Source organism: Paenibacillus sp. LC231, assembly GCF_001860525.1.
Taxonomy (GTDB): Bacteria; Bacillota; Bacilli; order Paenibacillales; family Paenibacillaceae; genus Paenibacillus_AQ.
On record NZ_JFOM01000006.1, the window covers coordinates 119,344 to 137,292 of the forward strand.

Below are 17,949 nucleotides of genomic sequence, written 5' to 3' on the forward strand. Positions count from 1 at the left end.
ATGGTGAAATGGATTCATAACTTACTCTATCCACTGCAATCCTAAGCTACTTGATCATCCTGTTTCTTCGCCATACCACAGCTGTCGGAAGCTATCGCTTGAAGCCAGCAGCTGTTCCGCCGTGCCTTCGGCTTCAATCTCTCCGCCGTTCAACACGATAATATGGTCAGCATGGTTAAGCGCGGCTTTTCGATGGGATACCACGAGACAAGTCGCTCCTCCGCGCTCGCTGAACAGTCTCTCCCATAACTTGCGCTCCGTTTCAACATCCAATGCGCTGGATAAATCGTCAAACACATACAGCTCCGCGTCCCGTACGAGCATCCGTGCAGCCGCAGTCCGCTGAGCTTGACCACCGGACAGCTTGACTCCGCGTGGTCCTACCATCGTCTCCAGGCCATGCTGCAGATGCTTGATATCTTCTTCCATTACAGCAGCATGAAGTGCGCGTTCCAAGCTCCCCGGCTCTTCGGTTATGCCTAGCAGGATATTGTTTCGCAGTTTATCGCTGTACAGCCTGGGGATCTGTGCCGTATATGCACTTTGAGGCGGAATGAAGAAATCAGCTGGCTCCGTTACCCTTTCACCGTTCCACCGGATATCACCCTTTTCGGCAGGAAGTAAGCCCAGCAATGTGCGAACTAACGTCGTTTTGCCGCTGCCAATCATCCCCGTAACGACAGTAAACGTACCCCGCTTCAGGGTCAGATTAATATTTGAAATGCCGCGTCCGGTTTCGGGATATCGATACGACAGTCCTTGCGCTTCAAGCAACGAGAGGGGCGGTGCCTTGATAATAGCCGTTTCCATGCCGTCTTCGGCAGCGGAAATAGCGGAAGGATTGAATCTTCCTTGGGTCAACGAATTCATCTGTGCCCTGCGATCAGGATGAGCTTCCTTCTCTTGATTCCGTTTGTTCTTAAACTTACCGATACCGATATAATTGGCAGCCGTAAGCAGCGAAGCCGGTGCCCCTTGCAGCATGGATTTGATGCGCTGAAAGCTGACGCCCATCTGCTTGTAGTAAGTCATGAAGTTGCCTACGTTCGATATAAGCTGTGTGACAAAAGTTAAATAATACACAAAGAGCGACAAGTCCCCAACCGTAAAATCGCCACTTCGCATCTTAAGACTCGCAAGCACAAGGATCAATCCTGTGCCGAGATTGACGGAGTTGGTGAACACGGAAGACAAGGTTTCCGTTAACAGCTTATCCTTCACCATGGACTGGCGCCGCTTCTCACTAAGGCTTACAAACCGTTCCACTACGCGTTTCTCAGCCCCTGCGACTTGAATGGCTTGCACATTGGCAAACATTTCGCTAATCGCACCGGTTACCTTTGCCGTCGATTCCCGGCTTGCCGCCCTGTATTTCTGGATGCGTGCGGTTGCAATCTGGGCCGCAGTGACCACCAATATCAAAGGAACGAATACGAGAATCGTCAGCTGCAGATCAATGGATATGAGAATCCAGCTGGCAACGATTACGAATCCGACCAGTCCTAGAGTGTCCACGGACCAGCTTGTCGCTTCTTCGGCCTGATCGACGTCATCCCGGAAATTGCTGATGGCTTCTCCCGGGGAGCAGGGAATTGCCCGTGCTCCTGGCTCTTTCATGACATGGGACAGCATATTTCGGCGAAGCAAGGTGCTGATCCGGAAGCGAAAATGCACGTCTGTCATGAAACCGCCGAAGATCAGCGCAATTCGGGCTAATGCAGCGCCAATGAGCAGCACGGCAATTGCCCAAACGCCGTAGGGAAAAGCATATGTACCTTCCAAATGGTCGAAGAAAGCCTTAGTTAACAGTCCGGGAACCAGCGGTGCCATATGTATAAGGGACCACGCGAACAGGTTGATTAGGTACAACCCCGGGCGGTACATAATCAACCGCCAGAAGAAATCTCTTGTTTTCATGCCAGCACCTCCTCCATTCCAACGGCTAGCATGCGGCTAAACCGTGATTGCGGGTTTGAGGCAAGCTCTTCCCGGCGTCCGCTTTCGAGCATTCTACCATTCTCCAAAATAAGAATCCGGTCGGCGCGCTGAACCGTGGCTAAGCGGTGGGCAATGATAATACATGTCTTCTCCTGAAGCAGACGCGTAATGGCTGCTTCAATCCGGTATTCCGTTAACGGGTCGAGGCGGGACGATGCTTCATCAAGGATGACGAGACCCGGATCCGTCAGAAAGACGCGGGCAAACGCCAGCAGCTGGGCCTCACCGGCCGACAGGCTCCCGCCGCCTGAGGCCAGGCTCGTATCGAGCCCTTCGGGAAGCGAAGCATACCAGTCTCCAAGACCAAGCTCCTCTAGCACGGATATAATTCGGCGATCCTCGATGCCTTCATCAAACAAGGTCAGATTATCACGAACAGTCCCTTCCAAAATCTCAATATTCTGCGTAACCATCGCGACCTTGCGCCTCAGTTCATGAAGCTTGCAGTCCCGGATATCCGTTCCTGCCAGCTCGATGCTTCCCTCCTGCGGATCATAGAAACGCAGCAGCAGGCGGGCGATCGTCGTTTTGCCGCTGCCTGTACGCCCGAGCAGCCCCAGAGTCTGGCCCGGCTCAAGCCGCAGCTGCAGATTTTCGAGCGTAACCTGCCCGCCCTCTTCATAGGAGAAGTTTAGGTTGCGGAATTCCACCGACAACGGGCCTGCCGGAAGCGGAGCTCCGGGCCCGTCTTTAATCTGGGGCTCGGTTGCAAGCAATTCCCGGACTCGCATCAAGCTGGCATCTGCCTTTTGCAGGTCCTCCAATTGGGTGCGGATCTTCTCGATCGGTTTGGCTAGCAGCTCGGTATAATAAAACACTAAATATATGGAGCCGATCGTCAAACCGCCTTGTCCGTTCTTCCACAGTATGGCGCAGACGATAAATGCGGCCGCATTGCCAAGCGCAAACACCAATATCGTTGTGCTCCACATGAGGAAAAATCCGATGAACGCACGAACTCGAACCGGCAGCATGCGTCTGGCCATCTCGTAGAATCGATTCATGACATATCCTGCTGCCCCGTTAGCACGCGTATCTTCAGTGCCTTCGAGGTGTTCGCCAATGAATCCGTAGAAATCCGCATTTAGCTCACGCCAGCGCTTCCATACCGGTATTGCAAATCGACGGATATGTTGAATGACGTAAATGCTGCCGACAACAAACACAGTCATGACAAATCCAATCCAGAAGTTCTCCCGGTACAGAAGAGCCAGTATTCCGATCATAAGGAGCAGATTGCCGAACAGATGGATAATAAAGCTGGAGAAGAAATTGGCAAGCGCATTCACATCGCCATCGACCCGTTCGATTAAAGAGCCCGACGTTTGGGTTTTGTGAAAGCTCATATCCAGCGACAGGCAGTGCTCCGCCAATTCAGCTCGAAGCTTGTTGGTTGTTGTCCAGCCCAGATTCTCACTATAGTAAGCAGCCGCAATGGAAACGCCTTGTTGGAGCAATGAAAATACGATAAAAAAACCTGCCGCATAATAAAGCGATGTCAGACTTCCCTCCCCTTGAGCCGTATCGATAAAATACCGGATGATCTGCGGATTAATCAGTTGCAGTCCGATTGAAAATAACAGCAGCACGCTCAGGGCTGCCAGCAATTTCTTATGCGGGAATACGTATCGGAATAACATCTCCCTGTACATGCCTATCCCCGTGGTCCTTCGCTTGCTGTGTAACATGTGATCGCTTTGCATTCGTCTATAATCCCCCCGCTTCAGGTTAACCCTCTTGATAATAATAAGCTTCCTGGATAGATATGACAAGAACATGAGTTCCTGTTTTCGAAAAAATTTACAGCCGATTGATTTGTGACGATTCTGCCGCAATATCGGTCTGATCAAAGTGACCCTTTTGAGTACCCGCCAAAAAGACCAGCCCCCTCAGCATGGAGACTGGTCTTCAAAACTGCTACGTATAGAGAATCAACCTTATCTTATGTCTCTGCCACTAATTTCAAGAATTGATTGATCATTTCAGGGGTTATTTCCTGGTTCTCTGGCATTTTGACTGCCGGGCTCTTATCAACGGATTGGATGGCCACATTGGATCGAACTGCATTTGAAGCGATACCCGATCGGGCTTGTCCATCATGCACATTGTCATGATTAGCTAGCATCATCATCAGAAAAGCACTCCCAAGTCCTAGCGACCACATACTCATTTTGTTTTTCTTGTTCATTTGCGTTGCTCCTTCCATCACTTGTAGTGACATACCTAGTATAAGGTCCAAACCTTAATGAGAGATGAAGGCAGCCTAAAATCCAGTTAAGCAAAGTGAAGAAATGATTATTTGCATGAATTCCATCACTGCTATAAAACAAGCCATATTTTATGATTATCAGACGCTATTTCTCAGTTTACATAACATTAATTATGTAGTAATCCTTCCTCGATTACTTCCAAATCTGATCGAGCTTATCCGAATAGAAAGCAATCGCTTTTCTGTAACTTTTGATTCCCTCGTCATTACTGGTTTCGCCTATTTCTTTAAGCAGAAGTGCCATCGCCTTATCGTATTGTCCCAAATTGTACAAGGTCATCGCATAAAATACGTTAAACTCCCTCGCCTCGGGATATTCCTGCAAGCCCTGCTCCAAAATCCCCTTGGATTTGTCGTACATTCCCAACGTGCGATAGGTGCTTCCAAGTCCAAGCAATGCACCGCATCGCTCAGGATCCTTCAGGCCAGAAGAGATCGCCTTCTCATAATAAGGAACCGCCTCACCCTCAAGCCCCATAAGATCATGCACCCAGGCGAGCTGATACAGGATTTCGGAATCGTCTGGGGATTGGACTAACAGCCCGAGGAGAATTTCTTTGGCTTCCTCCGGTTGACCTGCAGTGCGGAGTTCAATAGCCTCTTTCATCGTTGCCATAGGTCACATCCCTTTTGATTGATAACGCCGCCCTCACCCTTATCTTACCAGCTCCCCTTCATGCTCGTCAAAATCGTCAACAACCACCTACTGCACCAATACTTGAATCGGAAGCGTATATTTATTTTGAAAAAGCGACCGGCATGTCTTACACTATAGGCAGGAGGTCATCATGACAAAAATACGCACCCCCCGAAATCCCGGGCGTCCCAAAGCAGCTGCCGATCAGGCTCCTATCCAGGAAACCATCCTCTGGACCGCCTCCAAGTTATTCATGGAGAATGGCTACGAGTCCGTATCCTTACAGCAGATCGCGAAGGCTTGCCAAGTGACCAAGGCTTCCATCTACTATCATTTCACAAACAAACCCGAGCTGTTTAAAATAGCGGTAACCACGATTCTCGATAAAGCATATGCTTCCACTCATCGCTTTCTGCAAGAGGCCGATACGCTGGAGTCCGGATTAATCCGGGTGGCTGAAGCGAAGATCGCCCGTCCGCATGCCGAGATGGAGACGATGATGCGGGAAGCCGAGCCTTTTTTATCCCAGGAGCAGATGTCCGCGATCCGTGAGGCGGAACAGCGCATTCACTTAGTCATTGCCGATCGGTTTGATCAAGCGATGCGTTCAGGCGAGCTTCGGGAAGGCAATCCTCTGCTTATGGCGCAGGCTTTCTCGGCGATGCTGATGCTGGGCAATCGTGAAGATACCCGAAGCGGTTATGCCAGCCCTCGTGATATGGCTGTTGAGATTGTAGATCTATTCTTGCACGGAGCAGTGAAACTACCAAAGTGACACGTGACGTGACTCTATAACTGCATCCTTCAAACATGAATCGGCGAGAATCAGCTCTTCAAATCATGGGCATCGATCAGATCAACTCGCAAAAAGAACGGAGATCATCAGACAGGATCCCCGTTCTTTTTGATTATGTTTTAGAATTTATTCCAAAAAGCAACGTCTTCAAGCGGCAATCTTACCGTTGGCCGACCTGGAGCGGCTGCTTTCCCGATAGCAATCAACATCACGCTGCGATAATGGGCAGGGATATTGAACTCCTCCACGAACTGCACTTTGTTATATCCGCCCATCGGTACGGTATCATATCCTCTGGCCCGCGCGCTCAGCATCAGCTGCATGGAGATCAGTCCGGCATCCACGTCCACGATGCTCTCTTTTACGGATTGGTCCATATTCGCATAAAGATTTTCGGCCGTATAGATAAAGCGCTGCTTCACCTCTTCGGTCATATATCCCGCTTCTTCAGACATCGAGTAGATCTTCTCGCCCTTCTCATACCACTTCATATCACCCAGCACAGCAATGACGGCCGAGGCTTGAAGTACATGCTCCTGATTGTTTGCAATCGGATGCAGCTTCTTCAAAAGCTCAGCAGCATCGATCACAAGAAAGCGCCATGGCTGCAGATTGCTTGAGGAAGGTGCCAGTGTAGCATCCTTCAGAATCGCTTCCATCTCTTCTCTTGGAATCTTTACCGACGGGTCGTACTGTCGAACCGAGTGGCGTTCCTGAATCACGGTTTGAAAATCGGGTTTTGTTATGGTAGACATGGTTTTTCCCCTCCAAAATTATATTGTGCATTTTTCTGCACAGTTTAAATCGCGAGTTAACTGTGTTGTTTAATGCACAGTATATAGCAGACTGGATTTCTTTGTCAATCACATTTTGAAAGGTTCACTGAGCGATGTCCGCGATCGTCCGGGATTCCAGTATTTTCAGGGTACTGTCCTCAATCTCGGATAAAATGCCGACAAAGGATTCCTTGATTTCCTCGGCAAAACAATGTCCGGTAGCCGCATCCAGCATGCTGTCGCTGATGGAGCTGTGGACTTGAAGAATCGAGTAAACTTCAGCCAGTGTAATGTCACAGGCATTCTTCTTGAGCCGGTAGCCGCCGTCTCTTCCTTCACGCGACTCAATCATATCGGCTTGCGCAAGTGTTTTCAGCACGCGTCGAATCAAAGTCGATTCCGAGTGCAAATACGAGGCGATATCGCCGCTCGAGCATTTACCGGAGTGACGTTCAAGCGTAACCAGTGCTTGCACGGCTAGGCTGAAGGTTTTATAAGTGGACGGGCAGGCCATTGTCGATTTTTTGGAGGCCGCTTCTTTATGGATGCTCATGTTCCTACCCCCTTTTTCAATAATAGAATTGCCTTAAATAGGCATTCTGCAGCTTTAGCTGTCGTTCCCATCAAGCTTTTCATTATTGTAACGTAAACCTGACACTCCATCAAGAGCAACAAGGACCATCGTCTAATGGCCCTCTTCTTCAACCAGTGCTTGAGACTCATACAAATTCGCCTCTCGGTAATTCACATCCATTCTCAGATGGCTCGCCAATGCCCGGTCAATATCGCCCTGTTCGAACATGCTTTGAATCTCGTTACGCTCGGATTGAATGGCTTTAAGTTCCAGTTCCCGGCGTTCACTGCTATGATTCTGCTTTCTTCGACTCCACACACGATCATTCTGAAGAAAATGCTCCATTGCCCGATAGTCTGCAATAACGGCTTGCAGGACTTCCTGCCTCTGTGCCGGTTTCACTGTCTGGATCTCATGTATTGCTGCACGAATAGCCTCCAGCTTAAGTGCCTTATACATATCCCAATCCGGATGGTCCGGAGACATTGGCGTTTCTTGGGACTCGTTTTTTTTCAACAAGCGCTTCAAGTTCCGCCATAAATTCTTCGTGAGCAGCTTGAACTTATATCGGCTGGTAAGCAGCATCTCGACTTTGTTTAGCGAGGATAGGAACAGCTCCGCGACCCTTGCGGATGCTTTATGTTCCTTAAGCCATGTTTCCGCAACGTTCCGTTCCGCTGTGAGTCCGATTTTTCTTACTGCGATGGTGGCTTTCCAGAACTCCCGCATGTCGCTTTTATCCGTTATTTGAGATTGCTGAAGCCGCTTGGTATACGCATAGATAAGCTGAACTGCCTCTTCCTTATTTTCATCCGTCATTTCTTCCCGCACGGTACGTATACCCGCTTGGAGCATATGAAGCCGTGCCTCTTTCTCGCGATCGATCACCGCGGACGAATCGACATGTTTCTCCCGTGTCAGGAGCGGAAGCAAAACACTCGCGATCACCAGCGTTAATAGGATGACGCCCGCACAGATGAATAACATTAAGCTTCGCTCTGGAAAAGGACGATTGTCCGCAAGGGTGAGCGGGATCGAGAAAGCCGCAGCCAGCGTCAATGCTCCCCGTACGCCCGATAGTGCAGTCAGCATGGAAGATTTGAACTGACGGTTCGTAGATGCCCAGACCCATGCGAAACGCAGCAATATCAGTACAGCCGTTATAAGAAAAATATAGCCGAGAACTTGTCCATTGTTATAGGCAGGGTCACTCCATATTTGATTACCGACTCCCGGGATTTCATGCCCGAGCAGAATGAACACCAGCCCATTTAGCGTGAAGAGAATGACCGACCAGGTGCTGTCCGATACCACTCTGAGCTTTATGGACGCCGAACGCATGCGATCCCTCTCCACCGCATGGGTGACACCCGCCGCTACGACAGCCAGAATCCCGGATAGATGAAATTCCTCGGCGATAAGGTAGATGATGAATGGCGTCAGAATGATGATCAGCATATGGAGCGTGACGTCCTCCATGCCGAGCCGGCGCAGCAGCATTCTGAACCAGATCACTAGAAATCCTAGAAGTGCGCCGATCACGATGCCTCCAACCGCAATGACAAAAAAACTGCCGATGGCATTCGTCAAAGAAAAATAACCCGTTACTGTAGCCGCAATCGCAAAATTAAATGCAACGAGACCGGATGCATCATTCATCAGCGCTTCGCCTTCAAGCAAATGCATGATTTTTCCCGGCAGCTTCACCCTGCCTGACAGGGAGCCCACCGCAACCGCATCGGTAGGCGAGAGTATCGCCGCCAGCGCAAAGGCAGCCGATAACGGTATGGTCGGAATAAGCCAATGAATGAAAGGTCCCGCGATCAGAACCGTTGCAAATACGAGACCTAGCGCCAGCAGCAGGATACTGGACCTGAGCTTCCATAACTCTTCGCGCGGGGTAAGCTTCCCGTCATTGAACAAGAGCGGCGCGATAAACAACACCATGAACAATTCCGGATTCAGCGGAACGTGATGGAACCCGCGAATATAGGCGGCCCCGATCCCAAGCGCAATCTGAATCAACGGGACAGGTATGAACGGCAGAAATCGATTGATAATGTTTGAAATACCGACAAGGACCAGAAACATAAGTACCATAAGAAATATTTCCACAACCCTGCTCCCTCCTCGAAGAATTACCTATGTAACATTGGGATATCCATCAATAGACAGGTATAGGTTGTGTAGAATATTAAAGGTTTATTTATGAATTCGAATAGTTTCAACCTTTATGCCGCCGCAAAAAAACAAGGCTTCCTAAAGGAGGTATCCTTTAGAAAGCCCATGCGCTTGCGCTTGCTTTTTAGTATGCAGTCCAGCCTGCATCGGCTGTAACCACAGTACCGTTGACAAAGCTGGCTTCATCTGAAGCCAGGAACAATACGACTTTCGCGATTTCTTCCGGTTCGCCTGCCCGCGGGTTCAGGTTGATACCAGCCATCGCTCTTTCCATGCCGAACGAATTCGGCGCGTTGAGAGTGGTGCCGATATTCGTGCTGACACCTCCTGGAGCAACCGCATTACAGCGGATTCCCTGCGTTGCATATTGGAAACCGACATTCTTCGTTAATCCGACAACGGCATGCTTAGCGGCCGTATACGCTGCCCCTGCTCTGGACCCCATTAGACCTCCAGCAGATGCAATGTTGACAATGACTCCGCTTTTCTTGTCCAGGAAGATTGGCAATGATTTACGAATGGTTCTCATCGGTCCCGTCGTGTTGATGGCAAATACACGATCCCACAATTCATCCGTTAGATCAGCAGCCGGTACGAAGTTGTCCATAATGCCAGCGTTGTTGATCAAAATATCAAGCGTTCCATATTCATTAACAGTAGCATCTACCAGCTGCTGTACATCCTCTTCCTTGGCCACATTCGCTACCAATGCCAGGGCTGTGCCGCCTTTTGCCGTAATTCCGTCAACAACGGCTTGCGCTGCCTCAAGACGCAGGTCAGACACAACAACCTTTGCGCCTTCGGCGGCAAACAGTTCCGCTGTCGCTTTTCCCATACCGGAAGCAGCACCCGTAACTATCGCAACTTTACCAGCTAATCTCATGTTCCATACCCCCATTATTGGTTTGATATCATTTCAAAATTCAGTGACAACATTCAACAACTGTACAATACATGACATATGTCTATTCTAGTATAATTGTAGTATGATTTAGGTCACAATCATTAAAAAACATGAAAATGTGCGATACCGAACAAAAAACATAAATTTGTTTATATTTTAATAATTAAATTCGTTATATTTGTAACCGAAAGGACTCGACTCTATGCAAACAAGCAATAAAAGGACCGACCGTCGCATCGTCCGCAGCAAAGAAGCTTTAAAACAAGCGCTTCTATCACTCCTCTCGCAGAAGAGTTTCTCCAGCATTTCCATTACGGAAATCGTAGAGTTAGCGAATTACAATCGAGGAACCTTCTATACCCACTACGACAATAAAGAGTCTCTTCTGGATGATATCCTGACCCCTTTAATGGAGGAACTGATTGCTTCCTTCAGGGCTCCCTACGGGGAAGTCGACGTATTTCATATCGATGAGCTGCCTGCTAATGCGGTAAAAATATTTGATCATATTCATCAAAATGCAGACGTATATACGGCCTTATTCAAAAGCGATGTTCTGCCGCTGGTCCGGGATAAAATGTTCTCGGCATTAAAGCAAATCGCCATGGAGGATTTGGACTATCCCGGGGAAGAGCTCAACCATGAACTTCTCATCATCTACAACATGCACGCCTTAATCGGCCTGGTATTCCACTGGATCGAGAACAATTTCCACTATTCCGTCCCTTATATGAGGGATCAGCTGGTTCTCATGATCAACTGGAGGCCGAGAAGCGTTAGAACACAAATCAAGCGCACGGACCCTTCATGAAATCAGAGAGCTGATAACATGGAAAAAAGCACAAAAAACCATCAACCCGATCAAATAGCAAATCGAGCGGGTGATGGTTTTGGACTTTTAGATAAGCCAAAGGCCGCTTCCAAAGATAGTTTTGAACTACACATGGATACGGCCTTTTCTTTAATACCGATCAATTATATCTATACTCTAGAGAAAATAGCATCGAGTGTACTTTCGACGATTCGATCGGCTAACTCCCGATTCATCGTAGCGGAGTTCATCACCCGCAGACCATAGTAGCTGCTTAAGAATAAGCTGGCCAGCTTACTCGCAGAGCGTTCAGCCAGAATCTCTCCCGATTGAATCGCCTCTTCCATCACACTGATCAAGTCTTCCTCGAGATCATAAATATATTGCCCGAATATCCGTTCAACCATCGGGTCCCGCCCAGCTCGTTCCATACTAATATTAACCGCCATGCAGCCGCGATGATTCGGATCCGAAAAATCCATGCCGATCGCCCATTCAAACAAGGCGTGCAGTCTTTCCTTAACAGGGACGGACCGGCCCAGAATCTCTCTGGATATCTCCAGGCCTTCATCATTGTAACGTTGAAGCACCTGCTCGAACAACTCATTCTTGCTGCCAAAGGCATTGTACAGGCTCCCTTTACCAAGCCCTGTCTTCTCGCACAGCTCTTGCGTGGAACTCGCTTCATAACCCTTGGACCAGAATACGTCCATGGCTGCATCAATGACAGCTTCTTTCTTGAACTCACGCGGTCTACCGTTCGTGGTCATTCCCCTCATCCCTTTTGAACATGATCTTTGTTATCTAAAAGTATAGGGTTTATGTACCACTCAGTCAAATATCATGATTCTCCCATAAAAAGTCTTCGAACGGTTTCATACGCCAGTTTCGGACGCCGATATTCATCCACGATGCCTTTGCTGTTCCGCGTGCATGAACGATTCAGCAGCCAGCCAAGCCCTTCCGTCACACGGCAATCGCTAAATTGCCATATGAACATCCCGGAAATGTATTCGCGCTCCATGTATGCCTTCAGATTGCTCGCGATAATATCGGCCTGACGCTCCTCGGAGCCTTTCTCCCGATTCGGACTGCGGAATCCGTAGAACCCGTCCCCTCCGAATTCACTCATAATCATCGGTTTACCTTCTCCGCCGAGCGCATCTGCCCAGCTTCTGGCCAGATCGGCCAGCTCCCCAGGATTCTCATCGGTATACCAGCCTGGATAGAGATTGAATGACACGATCTCCGCCAAGTCAAAACATTTCTCCTGATCTCGATGATGGGAAGCGAAGGACCGGGGCCTGCTTGGGTCAAGCTCCCGAATAATGGTTAGCTGCTTTGCGTAGTGAGCTCTCCCCTCCTCCGTGTTACTGGCGCATTCATTCAGAATGGCCCATATCAGGATGGACGGATGGTTAAAATGCTGCTGCACCATTTCACGAGTCACCTGCTCGCTCTGCCAACCGAAATTCGGATGCAACATCTGCTCCAGACTCAAACCGCGGGCGTGATTTTCTTCCCACACCGCAATCCCTCGTTCATCGCATAGATCGAGAAATCGCTCATCGTTCGGATAATGGCTCGTCCGAACGGAGTTACACCCAAGCTCTGTTATGAGGTCCACATCTTTTACCATGAGGGGCAGCGGAAGTGCGGAACCGGCCATGGGATGGTCCTCATGCCGGTTAACGCCTTTGAGCACGAGATCCTGGCCGTTCAATTGGATTTTTCCGTTATGCGTTGTTATCTCGCGAAAGCCTATGCGGTCCTGCCAATCATCGCAATCCGTACCATCAACGGCAAGGACCGCTCGCAGGGCATACAAATTCGGGTCGTCCAGCGACCATTCCAACACACTTGGATAGGATACGGTGACTATTCGTTCGACCCGCTCCCCTGGCTTCACTTCAAAGCTTCCAAGCGCCCCCTCCACCTCAGCCAGCGAACCGCGGAGTGATCCTTTCTTCACAAGGCTTCCAAGGTTTCGGATCAATACCTTCCAAGAACCTTGCCAAACCCCGCCCTGTTTATATGGAGTGAACATGACGTTTTCAATGTATAAATCGCTTATCTCCTCCAGGGCAACCGGCCGAATAATGCCGCCGTACGTATAGTAATCATTAGGAACATGAAGGGCCGATTCCTCGTTAAAGGAATTATCCACATACACCAGCAGTTCATGTTCACCGGCTTGAACTTCCGGGATGACCATGTCAAAGGCGGTATATGCGTTATAATGACGGACTGCCAATTCCCCGTTGAAATAAACATGTGCCGTGTGGCTGACCCCTTTGAATTCGATTCGCAAATTGGTTTTTCGAGACAGCGAGATGATCTTGCGGTATACGCCAACTCCCCTATAGTTTCCGAAGCGTGGGTGCATCTCCCAGCAACCGGGAACAGGCAGCTTGTCAGTGTAATTGGCTGGTCGCTCCCCTATGCCGGCTACTGGAGCAAACTCCCACATTCCCTCCAGTTCCTTGCACTTTCGAATATGGTGGGTATCAAATAATCGCAGCATCTCTTCTCCTCCAATCCATCATGCGGCTTTGAGGATCCCCTCAAAAATCCGATAAGTAAACACTAGATTATTGATGCAGCGTACTCCATAGAAAAGCCGATACAAAACATGTAAAAATCGCTCCTTGCATCCATCCCTGGCGATTGTTGTGATCCTGAGTTATTCTTTTCTTATATCACCTATCAGGATGGAGGCTGGACTGCCGTGTATGAAGCTCGAGATTTGGTTGTGCGGATCAACTGGACCTTCCGAAAGACCACCTCTTCCGATTGGTCTGATATCCGTAATAATACGTCAGTGCACAGTTTCTACTGGATCCATGAAGGCAGCGGAATCTTCTATGCGGATCAAGCATATCCGGTAAGTCAAGGCATGCTGTTTTATATGGAACCAGGCTTGCAGATGCGTATGAAAAGCGCTCCGGAAGCCCCTCTTACCATAAGCATGGTGCTGTTTGAATGCTGCTGCCTTCAACATTTCCGGTCTGAATGGCAGCTCCCTCAAAGCATTCAGCGGCTTGAAATCCCATTTATGGCCCATTTTCTAGGCGAGCAAGCCATCGGGATGGACCATGGTTTCAGCGAGGTGACAAGGGCTTGGGTTCCCGGGAATACGGAGAGTGAACTGGAAAGCAGCGCCCTGCTTCTAAGGATGATCGCCAAATTACATCAGGAGAACAAGCCGTCTCTAATAGAGCCCGCATATGAGGCATATCACCGGATTAAATCAGACATCGAGAACCATTACGCCGATCCGCTTCATATTGGATCCTTAGCAAAGAAACATGCCATTTCGGAGTCATATTTGCGAAAGCTGTTTATGAAGCATCTGCATGTTTCTCCCAAGGACTACCTGACCGACATCCGTATGCGGCATGCAGAGCGTTACTTGGCATACACGTCGTATACATTGAGGTTTATCGCCAACGCATGCGGATATCATGATGAATTTCACTTCAGTAAAGCATTTCATAAGTACAAAGGGATGGCTCCCGCAGCGTTTCGAAAAACCTCAAAACATGCGAATCATTCAACCCTGTAACGGTTGCTGATTGGTGTATCGGCGTATACTCTCGAATCTAAGAAAAACCCTATGTAAGCGAAATAAAATTGATACCAAAAAACGGACTTGAGAGACGTTATTCAGCGCTAGCAGCAAATCGACTGCCAATGCCATAATAACAACTCTGTCGTCCGTTTTAACTGGAACATGATTCTTGGTGTAACCGATTGTCTCCAGAAGATTTTATCCCGGCGGCGGGGCCGTGGATCGGCGGATGACCAGCTCCGGGGGGAGCACAATCCGCTGTGGAGGTTCTCCCTGGCTGGACAGATTCCTGACTACAAGGTCCACCGCCAGGCGGCCCATCTGTTCCATCGGCTGGGCAATAACGGTGAGCGGCGGATCGGTTACTCGGGCGAGAATCGTATCGTCAAAGCTGACGACCGAACAGTCCTCCGGAACGCGCAGCCCGAGCTCGCGGATCGCTTGAAGGGCGCCGATCGCCAGCAGGTCGTTGCAGCAAAACAGCGCAGTGGGCGGTTCCTCCAGCTCCAGAATAGCTTTGGCTCGGCGGTATCCGTCCTCGATCTTATGGTCACAGGCCGCCATATAGTCGGGAGACGGCCCGAAACCGAGCGAGGCCGCAGCCTCGACAAACCCCCGTACCCGCTCATTGCTGCTCGTCACCCGTTCATGCTCGGCGAGTACAGCCAGCCTGCGGTGACCGAGACGAAGCAGATGCTCAGCAGCCAGACGTCCCCCTTCCAGGTCATGAACCCGAACGCTGCTTGCGCCAAGTGCCGGATTGTCCCGAGCGATAAGCGCTATAGCCAGCGAATGCTCCTGAAGCGGCTTAAGCAGCTCGCCATGGGATACGCCCGTACCGATAATAACGCCGTCCACCTGCTTTTGTCTCAGCAGGCTGACATAGCGCTTTACCTTCTCTTCCTGGTTGTCCGTGCTGCAGATGATCACGCTGTATCCAAGCTGATGCCCGTGATCCTCGACCGATCGTGCAATCTCGGCGAAAAAGGGGTTGGAGATGTCGGGGACGAGCAATCCCAGGGTATAGGTTTTTTTGCCGGCGAGGGCTGAGGCAATCGCATTCGGCCGATAATTCAGGCGCTGCATGATATCTAGAATCTCCTCACGCCGTTCGCGACTGATCTTGCCCTTGCCGTTCATGACATGAGAGACGGTGGCAATGGAGACGCCGGCTTCGCGCGCAACGTCATAAATAGTCGCTCTTATCATCCCTTGAACTCCATTTGTTTAATTTTGGCATTTCAATTTATTATGAGCTTTCATCTCGTTTAGCGCAAGACCATTTAGTCGTTATTACTGCCTGCAGACATGCACACCTAAGGATCCTGGTCCATAACACGTTCCCTGATTTCCAGCTTTATCTCATAAGCCAATCATGATCCGGATCATTGCGGAATTTCCATATTCGCTTCGGCCCCGCCATGACGTTCAGATAGTACACATCATATCCGGGAGGCGCGGATACCGGATGGTAGCCCTCAGGCACCATAACAGCCTCGCCGTCTTTGATCGCCATCGTTTCGTCCAGCGAACGGTCATCGGTGTAGACCCGCTGAACGGCAAAACCGCATTCCGGCTGAACCCGGAAATAGTAGGTTTCCTCCAGCAGCGACTCCTCCGGCAGCTCGTCGCGGTCATGCTTGTGCGGCGGGTAGCTGGACCAGTTGCCCCCGTCCGTAAACACCTCGACCACCAATAGGCTGTCCGCAGGCTTTTGCTCCGGCAAAATATTATGCACCAGACGCGACATGCTCCCGCTCCCGCGGTTCTCCACGCCGACCTCTTCCGGCGCGATGAGACGGGCCTGATGAGAGCCTTTCCCCGGGGCAAGGCACACCGCCAGCTCCATTTCAGTTAGTGCTGTGACCTCGAACTGTTTCTGTGAGGGCACATAAACCGTATAGGGAGGCGTCTTTTCAAACACGCTCATGCGTTTGCCAATGTTATGCCAGCTCTCTCCCCCGGCCCTCACGTCGGCTCGCCCGGTTAACAGAACAAGAGCCGCTTCCTGATCTCCCGTGACTCGTCTCAGCGTCTGTCCTTCCCGTAAACGGAATACTTCAAAGCCCACATATGTCCAGCCTGCGCTTTGCGGCGTTATGGACAGCACGCGCCCGTCCAGGTCCGGCGTCGTTAGGGGTACAATTAAGTTCGGCATGGTATTCCTCCTTTTTGTTTCTGACTCTGCAAATGATGAAGCTTCAACAGATAGCTCTCCCGTTTGAGTAAGATCTTCCAGCGCTTGGGCGACAGCTTCTCATATATCGATTTCAAGCAGATATTGAGGCTAGCGAACACAAACGATGATGTCTTCTTGTTCAGCCAGCTTAGCCATCCCCTCTCAACAGCCCGCTGCCAATTACAGCCTCTTCTGATTTCAGGTTTAGCCTGCGGAGGATATGCCGGTGGTGAGCTCGGCAAGCCTCACCGGGCGGCCCTGCTGGAGCGAACGCTTGGCCGCCAAGGCGATCAGCTCTGCCTGAAGGGCATCATGGCCGCTGACTGGCACCGCGGTACCGTTTTGCAAGCTCTCGATAAATTGCCGCGTCTCGTTCATGTACGCTTCCTTGTACCGCTCCAGGAAGAAGTACAGTGGTTTGTCGCGAATAACGCCATCCGGGCCGCTGACTACGGCTGTGCTGGGATAGTCGTTGTCAGCGGAGACGCAGCCGCCGGAGCCGAACACCTCGATCCGCTGATCATAACCGTAGACGGCCTTGCGGCTGTTGTCGATGACGCCGAGCGCTCCGTTTTCAAACCGCAGCGTAGTGAGGGCGGTGTCGATGTCGCCCAGCTCTCCAATGGCAGGGTCCACGAGTACTGCTCCCTGGGCATACACTTCGACTACCTCGCTCCCCGATAGAAAACGGGCAATGTCGAAATCATGAATGGCCATATCCATAAACAGCCCGCCGGACACTTTAATGTAATCCGGATGCGGCGGGCTCGGATCGCGCGAGGTAATCTTGATCAGATGCGTTTCCCCGATTCTCCCCGCGGACACAATCTCCCGAACCCGGCTGAAGTTATGATCAAACCGGCGGTTGAAGCCGATCTGCAGACTTACGCCTGCCGCTTCCACGGCCGCCAGCGCCTCGCGGGTCTGATCCACGCTCATGCTGACCGGTTTCTCGCAGAAAATATGCTTGCCGTTCGCCGCGGCCTGCTTGATCAGCGGGACATGGGTATCCGTAGAGGAGCAGATCAACACGGCATCGATATCCGGATGTTCCAAGATATCGTTGCTATTAGTCGTAACCACAGGAATGCCGCGCTCCGCGGCCCAGGACCTCAGCTTGTCGTCGGCGAACAAATCGCCGATGGCCGCAATTTTTGCACCAGGCATGCGCAGCAGATGATCCGCATGGATTTTGCCGATACGTCCGGCACCGATAATGCCGATATTAATGGTTTTCATATGAACGTCTCCTC

At 50.4% G+C, this 17,949-nt stretch carries 16 protein-coding genes; 3 read left to right on the forward strand and 13 right to left on the reverse strand.

The features are described from left to right. Positions 1 to 54 precede the first annotated feature (54 nt). From AK95_RS03475 to AK95_RS03490, 4 genes are all read right to left on the reverse strand, one after another. Positions 55 to 1,917 carry an ABC transporter ATP-binding protein gene (locus tag AK95_RS03475; RefSeq protein ID WP_071218531.1) on the reverse strand — a complete coding sequence of 621 codons (1,863 nt, stop codon included), beginning with the start codon at positions 1,915 to 1,917 and terminating at the stop codon, positions 55 to 57. Beyond that, complete coding sequence (locus AK95_RS03480) at positions 1,914 to 3,701, reverse strand: ABC transporter ATP-binding protein (protein ID WP_071218532.1); 1,788 nt, start codon at positions 3,699 to 3,701, stop codon at positions 1,914 to 1,916. Before AK95_RS03480 ends, AK95_RS03475 begins: the two co-directional genes overlap by 4 nt. A 239-nt stretch (positions 3,702 to 3,940) precedes the next feature. After that, positions 3,941 to 4,186 (reverse strand): hypothetical protein, encoded by a 246-nt coding sequence (locus AK95_RS03485; protein WP_071218533.1) that lies wholly within the window; start codon positions 4,184 to 4,186, stop codon positions 3,941 to 3,943. Between the two features lie 214 nt (positions 4,187 to 4,400). After that, positions 4,401 to 4,883, reverse strand: coding sequence for a tetratricopeptide repeat protein (locus AK95_RS03490; protein WP_071218534.1), 483 nt, complete (start codon positions 4,881 to 4,883; stop codon positions 4,401 to 4,403). Positions 4,884 to 5,055: 172 nt separating this feature from the next. Here AK95_RS03490 and AK95_RS03495 point away from each other — a divergent pair, with 172 nt between their 5' ends. Beyond that, positions 5,056 to 5,679, forward strand: coding sequence for a TetR/AcrR family transcriptional regulator (locus AK95_RS03495; protein WP_071218535.1), 624 nt, complete (start codon positions 5,056 to 5,058; stop codon positions 5,677 to 5,679). A gap of 140 nt (positions 5,680 to 5,819) precedes the next feature. Here the strand turns inward: AK95_RS03495 and AK95_RS03500 are convergent, their stop codons facing one another. From AK95_RS03500 to AK95_RS03515, 4 genes are all read right to left on the reverse strand, one after another. Continuing rightward, positions 5,820 to 6,455: a nitroreductase family protein gene (locus tag AK95_RS03500; RefSeq protein ID WP_071218536.1), complete on the reverse strand. Its 636-nt coding sequence runs from the start codon at positions 6,453 to 6,455 to the stop codon at positions 5,820 to 5,822. Between the two features lie 124 nt (positions 6,456 to 6,579). Beyond that, entirely contained in the window at positions 6,580 to 7,029 is a 450-nt protein-coding gene (locus AK95_RS03505; RefSeq protein ID WP_071218537.1) for an RrF2 family transcriptional regulator, read from the reverse strand. A gap of 132 nt (positions 7,030 to 7,161) precedes the next feature. Then, on the reverse strand, positions 7,162 to 9,165 hold the full coding sequence (locus tag AK95_RS03510; RefSeq protein WP_071218538.1) for a Na+/H+ antiporter: 2,004 nt from the start codon (positions 9,163 to 9,165) through the stop codon (positions 7,162 to 7,164). A 190-nt stretch (positions 9,166 to 9,355) separates the two neighbouring features. Further along, the gene (locus AK95_RS03515) at positions 9,356 to 10,114 is read right to left on the reverse strand and encodes an SDR family oxidoreductase (RefSeq protein ID WP_071218539.1); all 759 of its coding nucleotides are present in this window, start codon (positions 10,112 to 10,114) and stop codon (positions 9,356 to 9,358) included. A 223-nt stretch (positions 10,115 to 10,337) separates the two neighbouring features. Here AK95_RS03515 and AK95_RS03520 point away from each other — a divergent pair, with 223 nt between their 5' ends. After that, positions 10,338 to 10,946: a TetR/AcrR family transcriptional regulator gene (locus AK95_RS03520; protein WP_071218540.1), complete on the forward strand. Its 609-nt coding sequence runs from the start codon at positions 10,338 to 10,340 to the stop codon at positions 10,944 to 10,946. Positions 10,947 to 11,116: 170 nt separating this feature from the next. Here the strand turns inward: AK95_RS03520 and AK95_RS03525 are convergent, their stop codons facing one another. Beyond that, positions 11,117 to 11,716: a TetR/AcrR family transcriptional regulator gene (locus AK95_RS03525; RefSeq protein ID WP_071218541.1), complete on the reverse strand. Its 600-nt coding sequence runs from the start codon at positions 11,714 to 11,716 to the stop codon at positions 11,117 to 11,119. Between the two features lie 71 nt (positions 11,717 to 11,787). Next, positions 11,788 to 13,470 (reverse strand): glycoside hydrolase family 2 protein, encoded by a 1,683-nt coding sequence (locus AK95_RS03530; RefSeq protein WP_071218542.1) that lies wholly within the window; start codon positions 13,468 to 13,470, stop codon positions 11,788 to 11,790. Positions 13,471 to 13,674: 204 nt separating this feature from the next. Here AK95_RS03530 and AK95_RS03535 point away from each other — a divergent pair, with 204 nt between their 5' ends. Next, on the forward strand, positions 13,675 to 14,511 hold the full coding sequence (locus tag AK95_RS03535) for a helix-turn-helix transcriptional regulator (protein WP_071218543.1): 837 nt from the start codon (positions 13,675 to 13,677) through the stop codon (positions 14,509 to 14,511). Positions 14,512 to 14,715: 204 nt separating this feature from the next. Here AK95_RS03535 and AK95_RS03540 read toward each other — a convergent pair whose 3' ends face one another. The 3 genes from AK95_RS03540 to iolG form a co-directional block, all read right to left on the reverse strand. Further along, positions 14,716 to 15,726 carry a LacI family DNA-binding transcriptional regulator gene (locus tag AK95_RS03540; protein ID WP_201259346.1) on the reverse strand — a complete coding sequence of 337 codons (1,011 nt, stop codon included), beginning with the start codon at positions 15,724 to 15,726 and terminating at the stop codon, positions 14,716 to 14,718. Positions 15,727 to 15,874: 148 nt separating this feature from the next. Next, a complete protein-coding gene (iolB, locus tag AK95_RS03545) occupies positions 15,875 to 16,675 on the reverse strand; it encodes a 5-deoxy-glucuronate isomerase (RefSeq protein ID WP_071218544.1) in 801 nt (266 codons plus the stop codon). A gap of 225 nt (positions 16,676 to 16,900) precedes the next feature. Next, on the reverse strand, positions 16,901 to 17,935 hold the full coding sequence (iolG, locus tag AK95_RS03550; RefSeq protein ID WP_071218545.1) for an inositol 2-dehydrogenase: 1,035 nt from the start codon (positions 17,933 to 17,935) through the stop codon (positions 16,901 to 16,903). Positions 17,936 to 17,949: the final 14 nt, after the last annotated feature.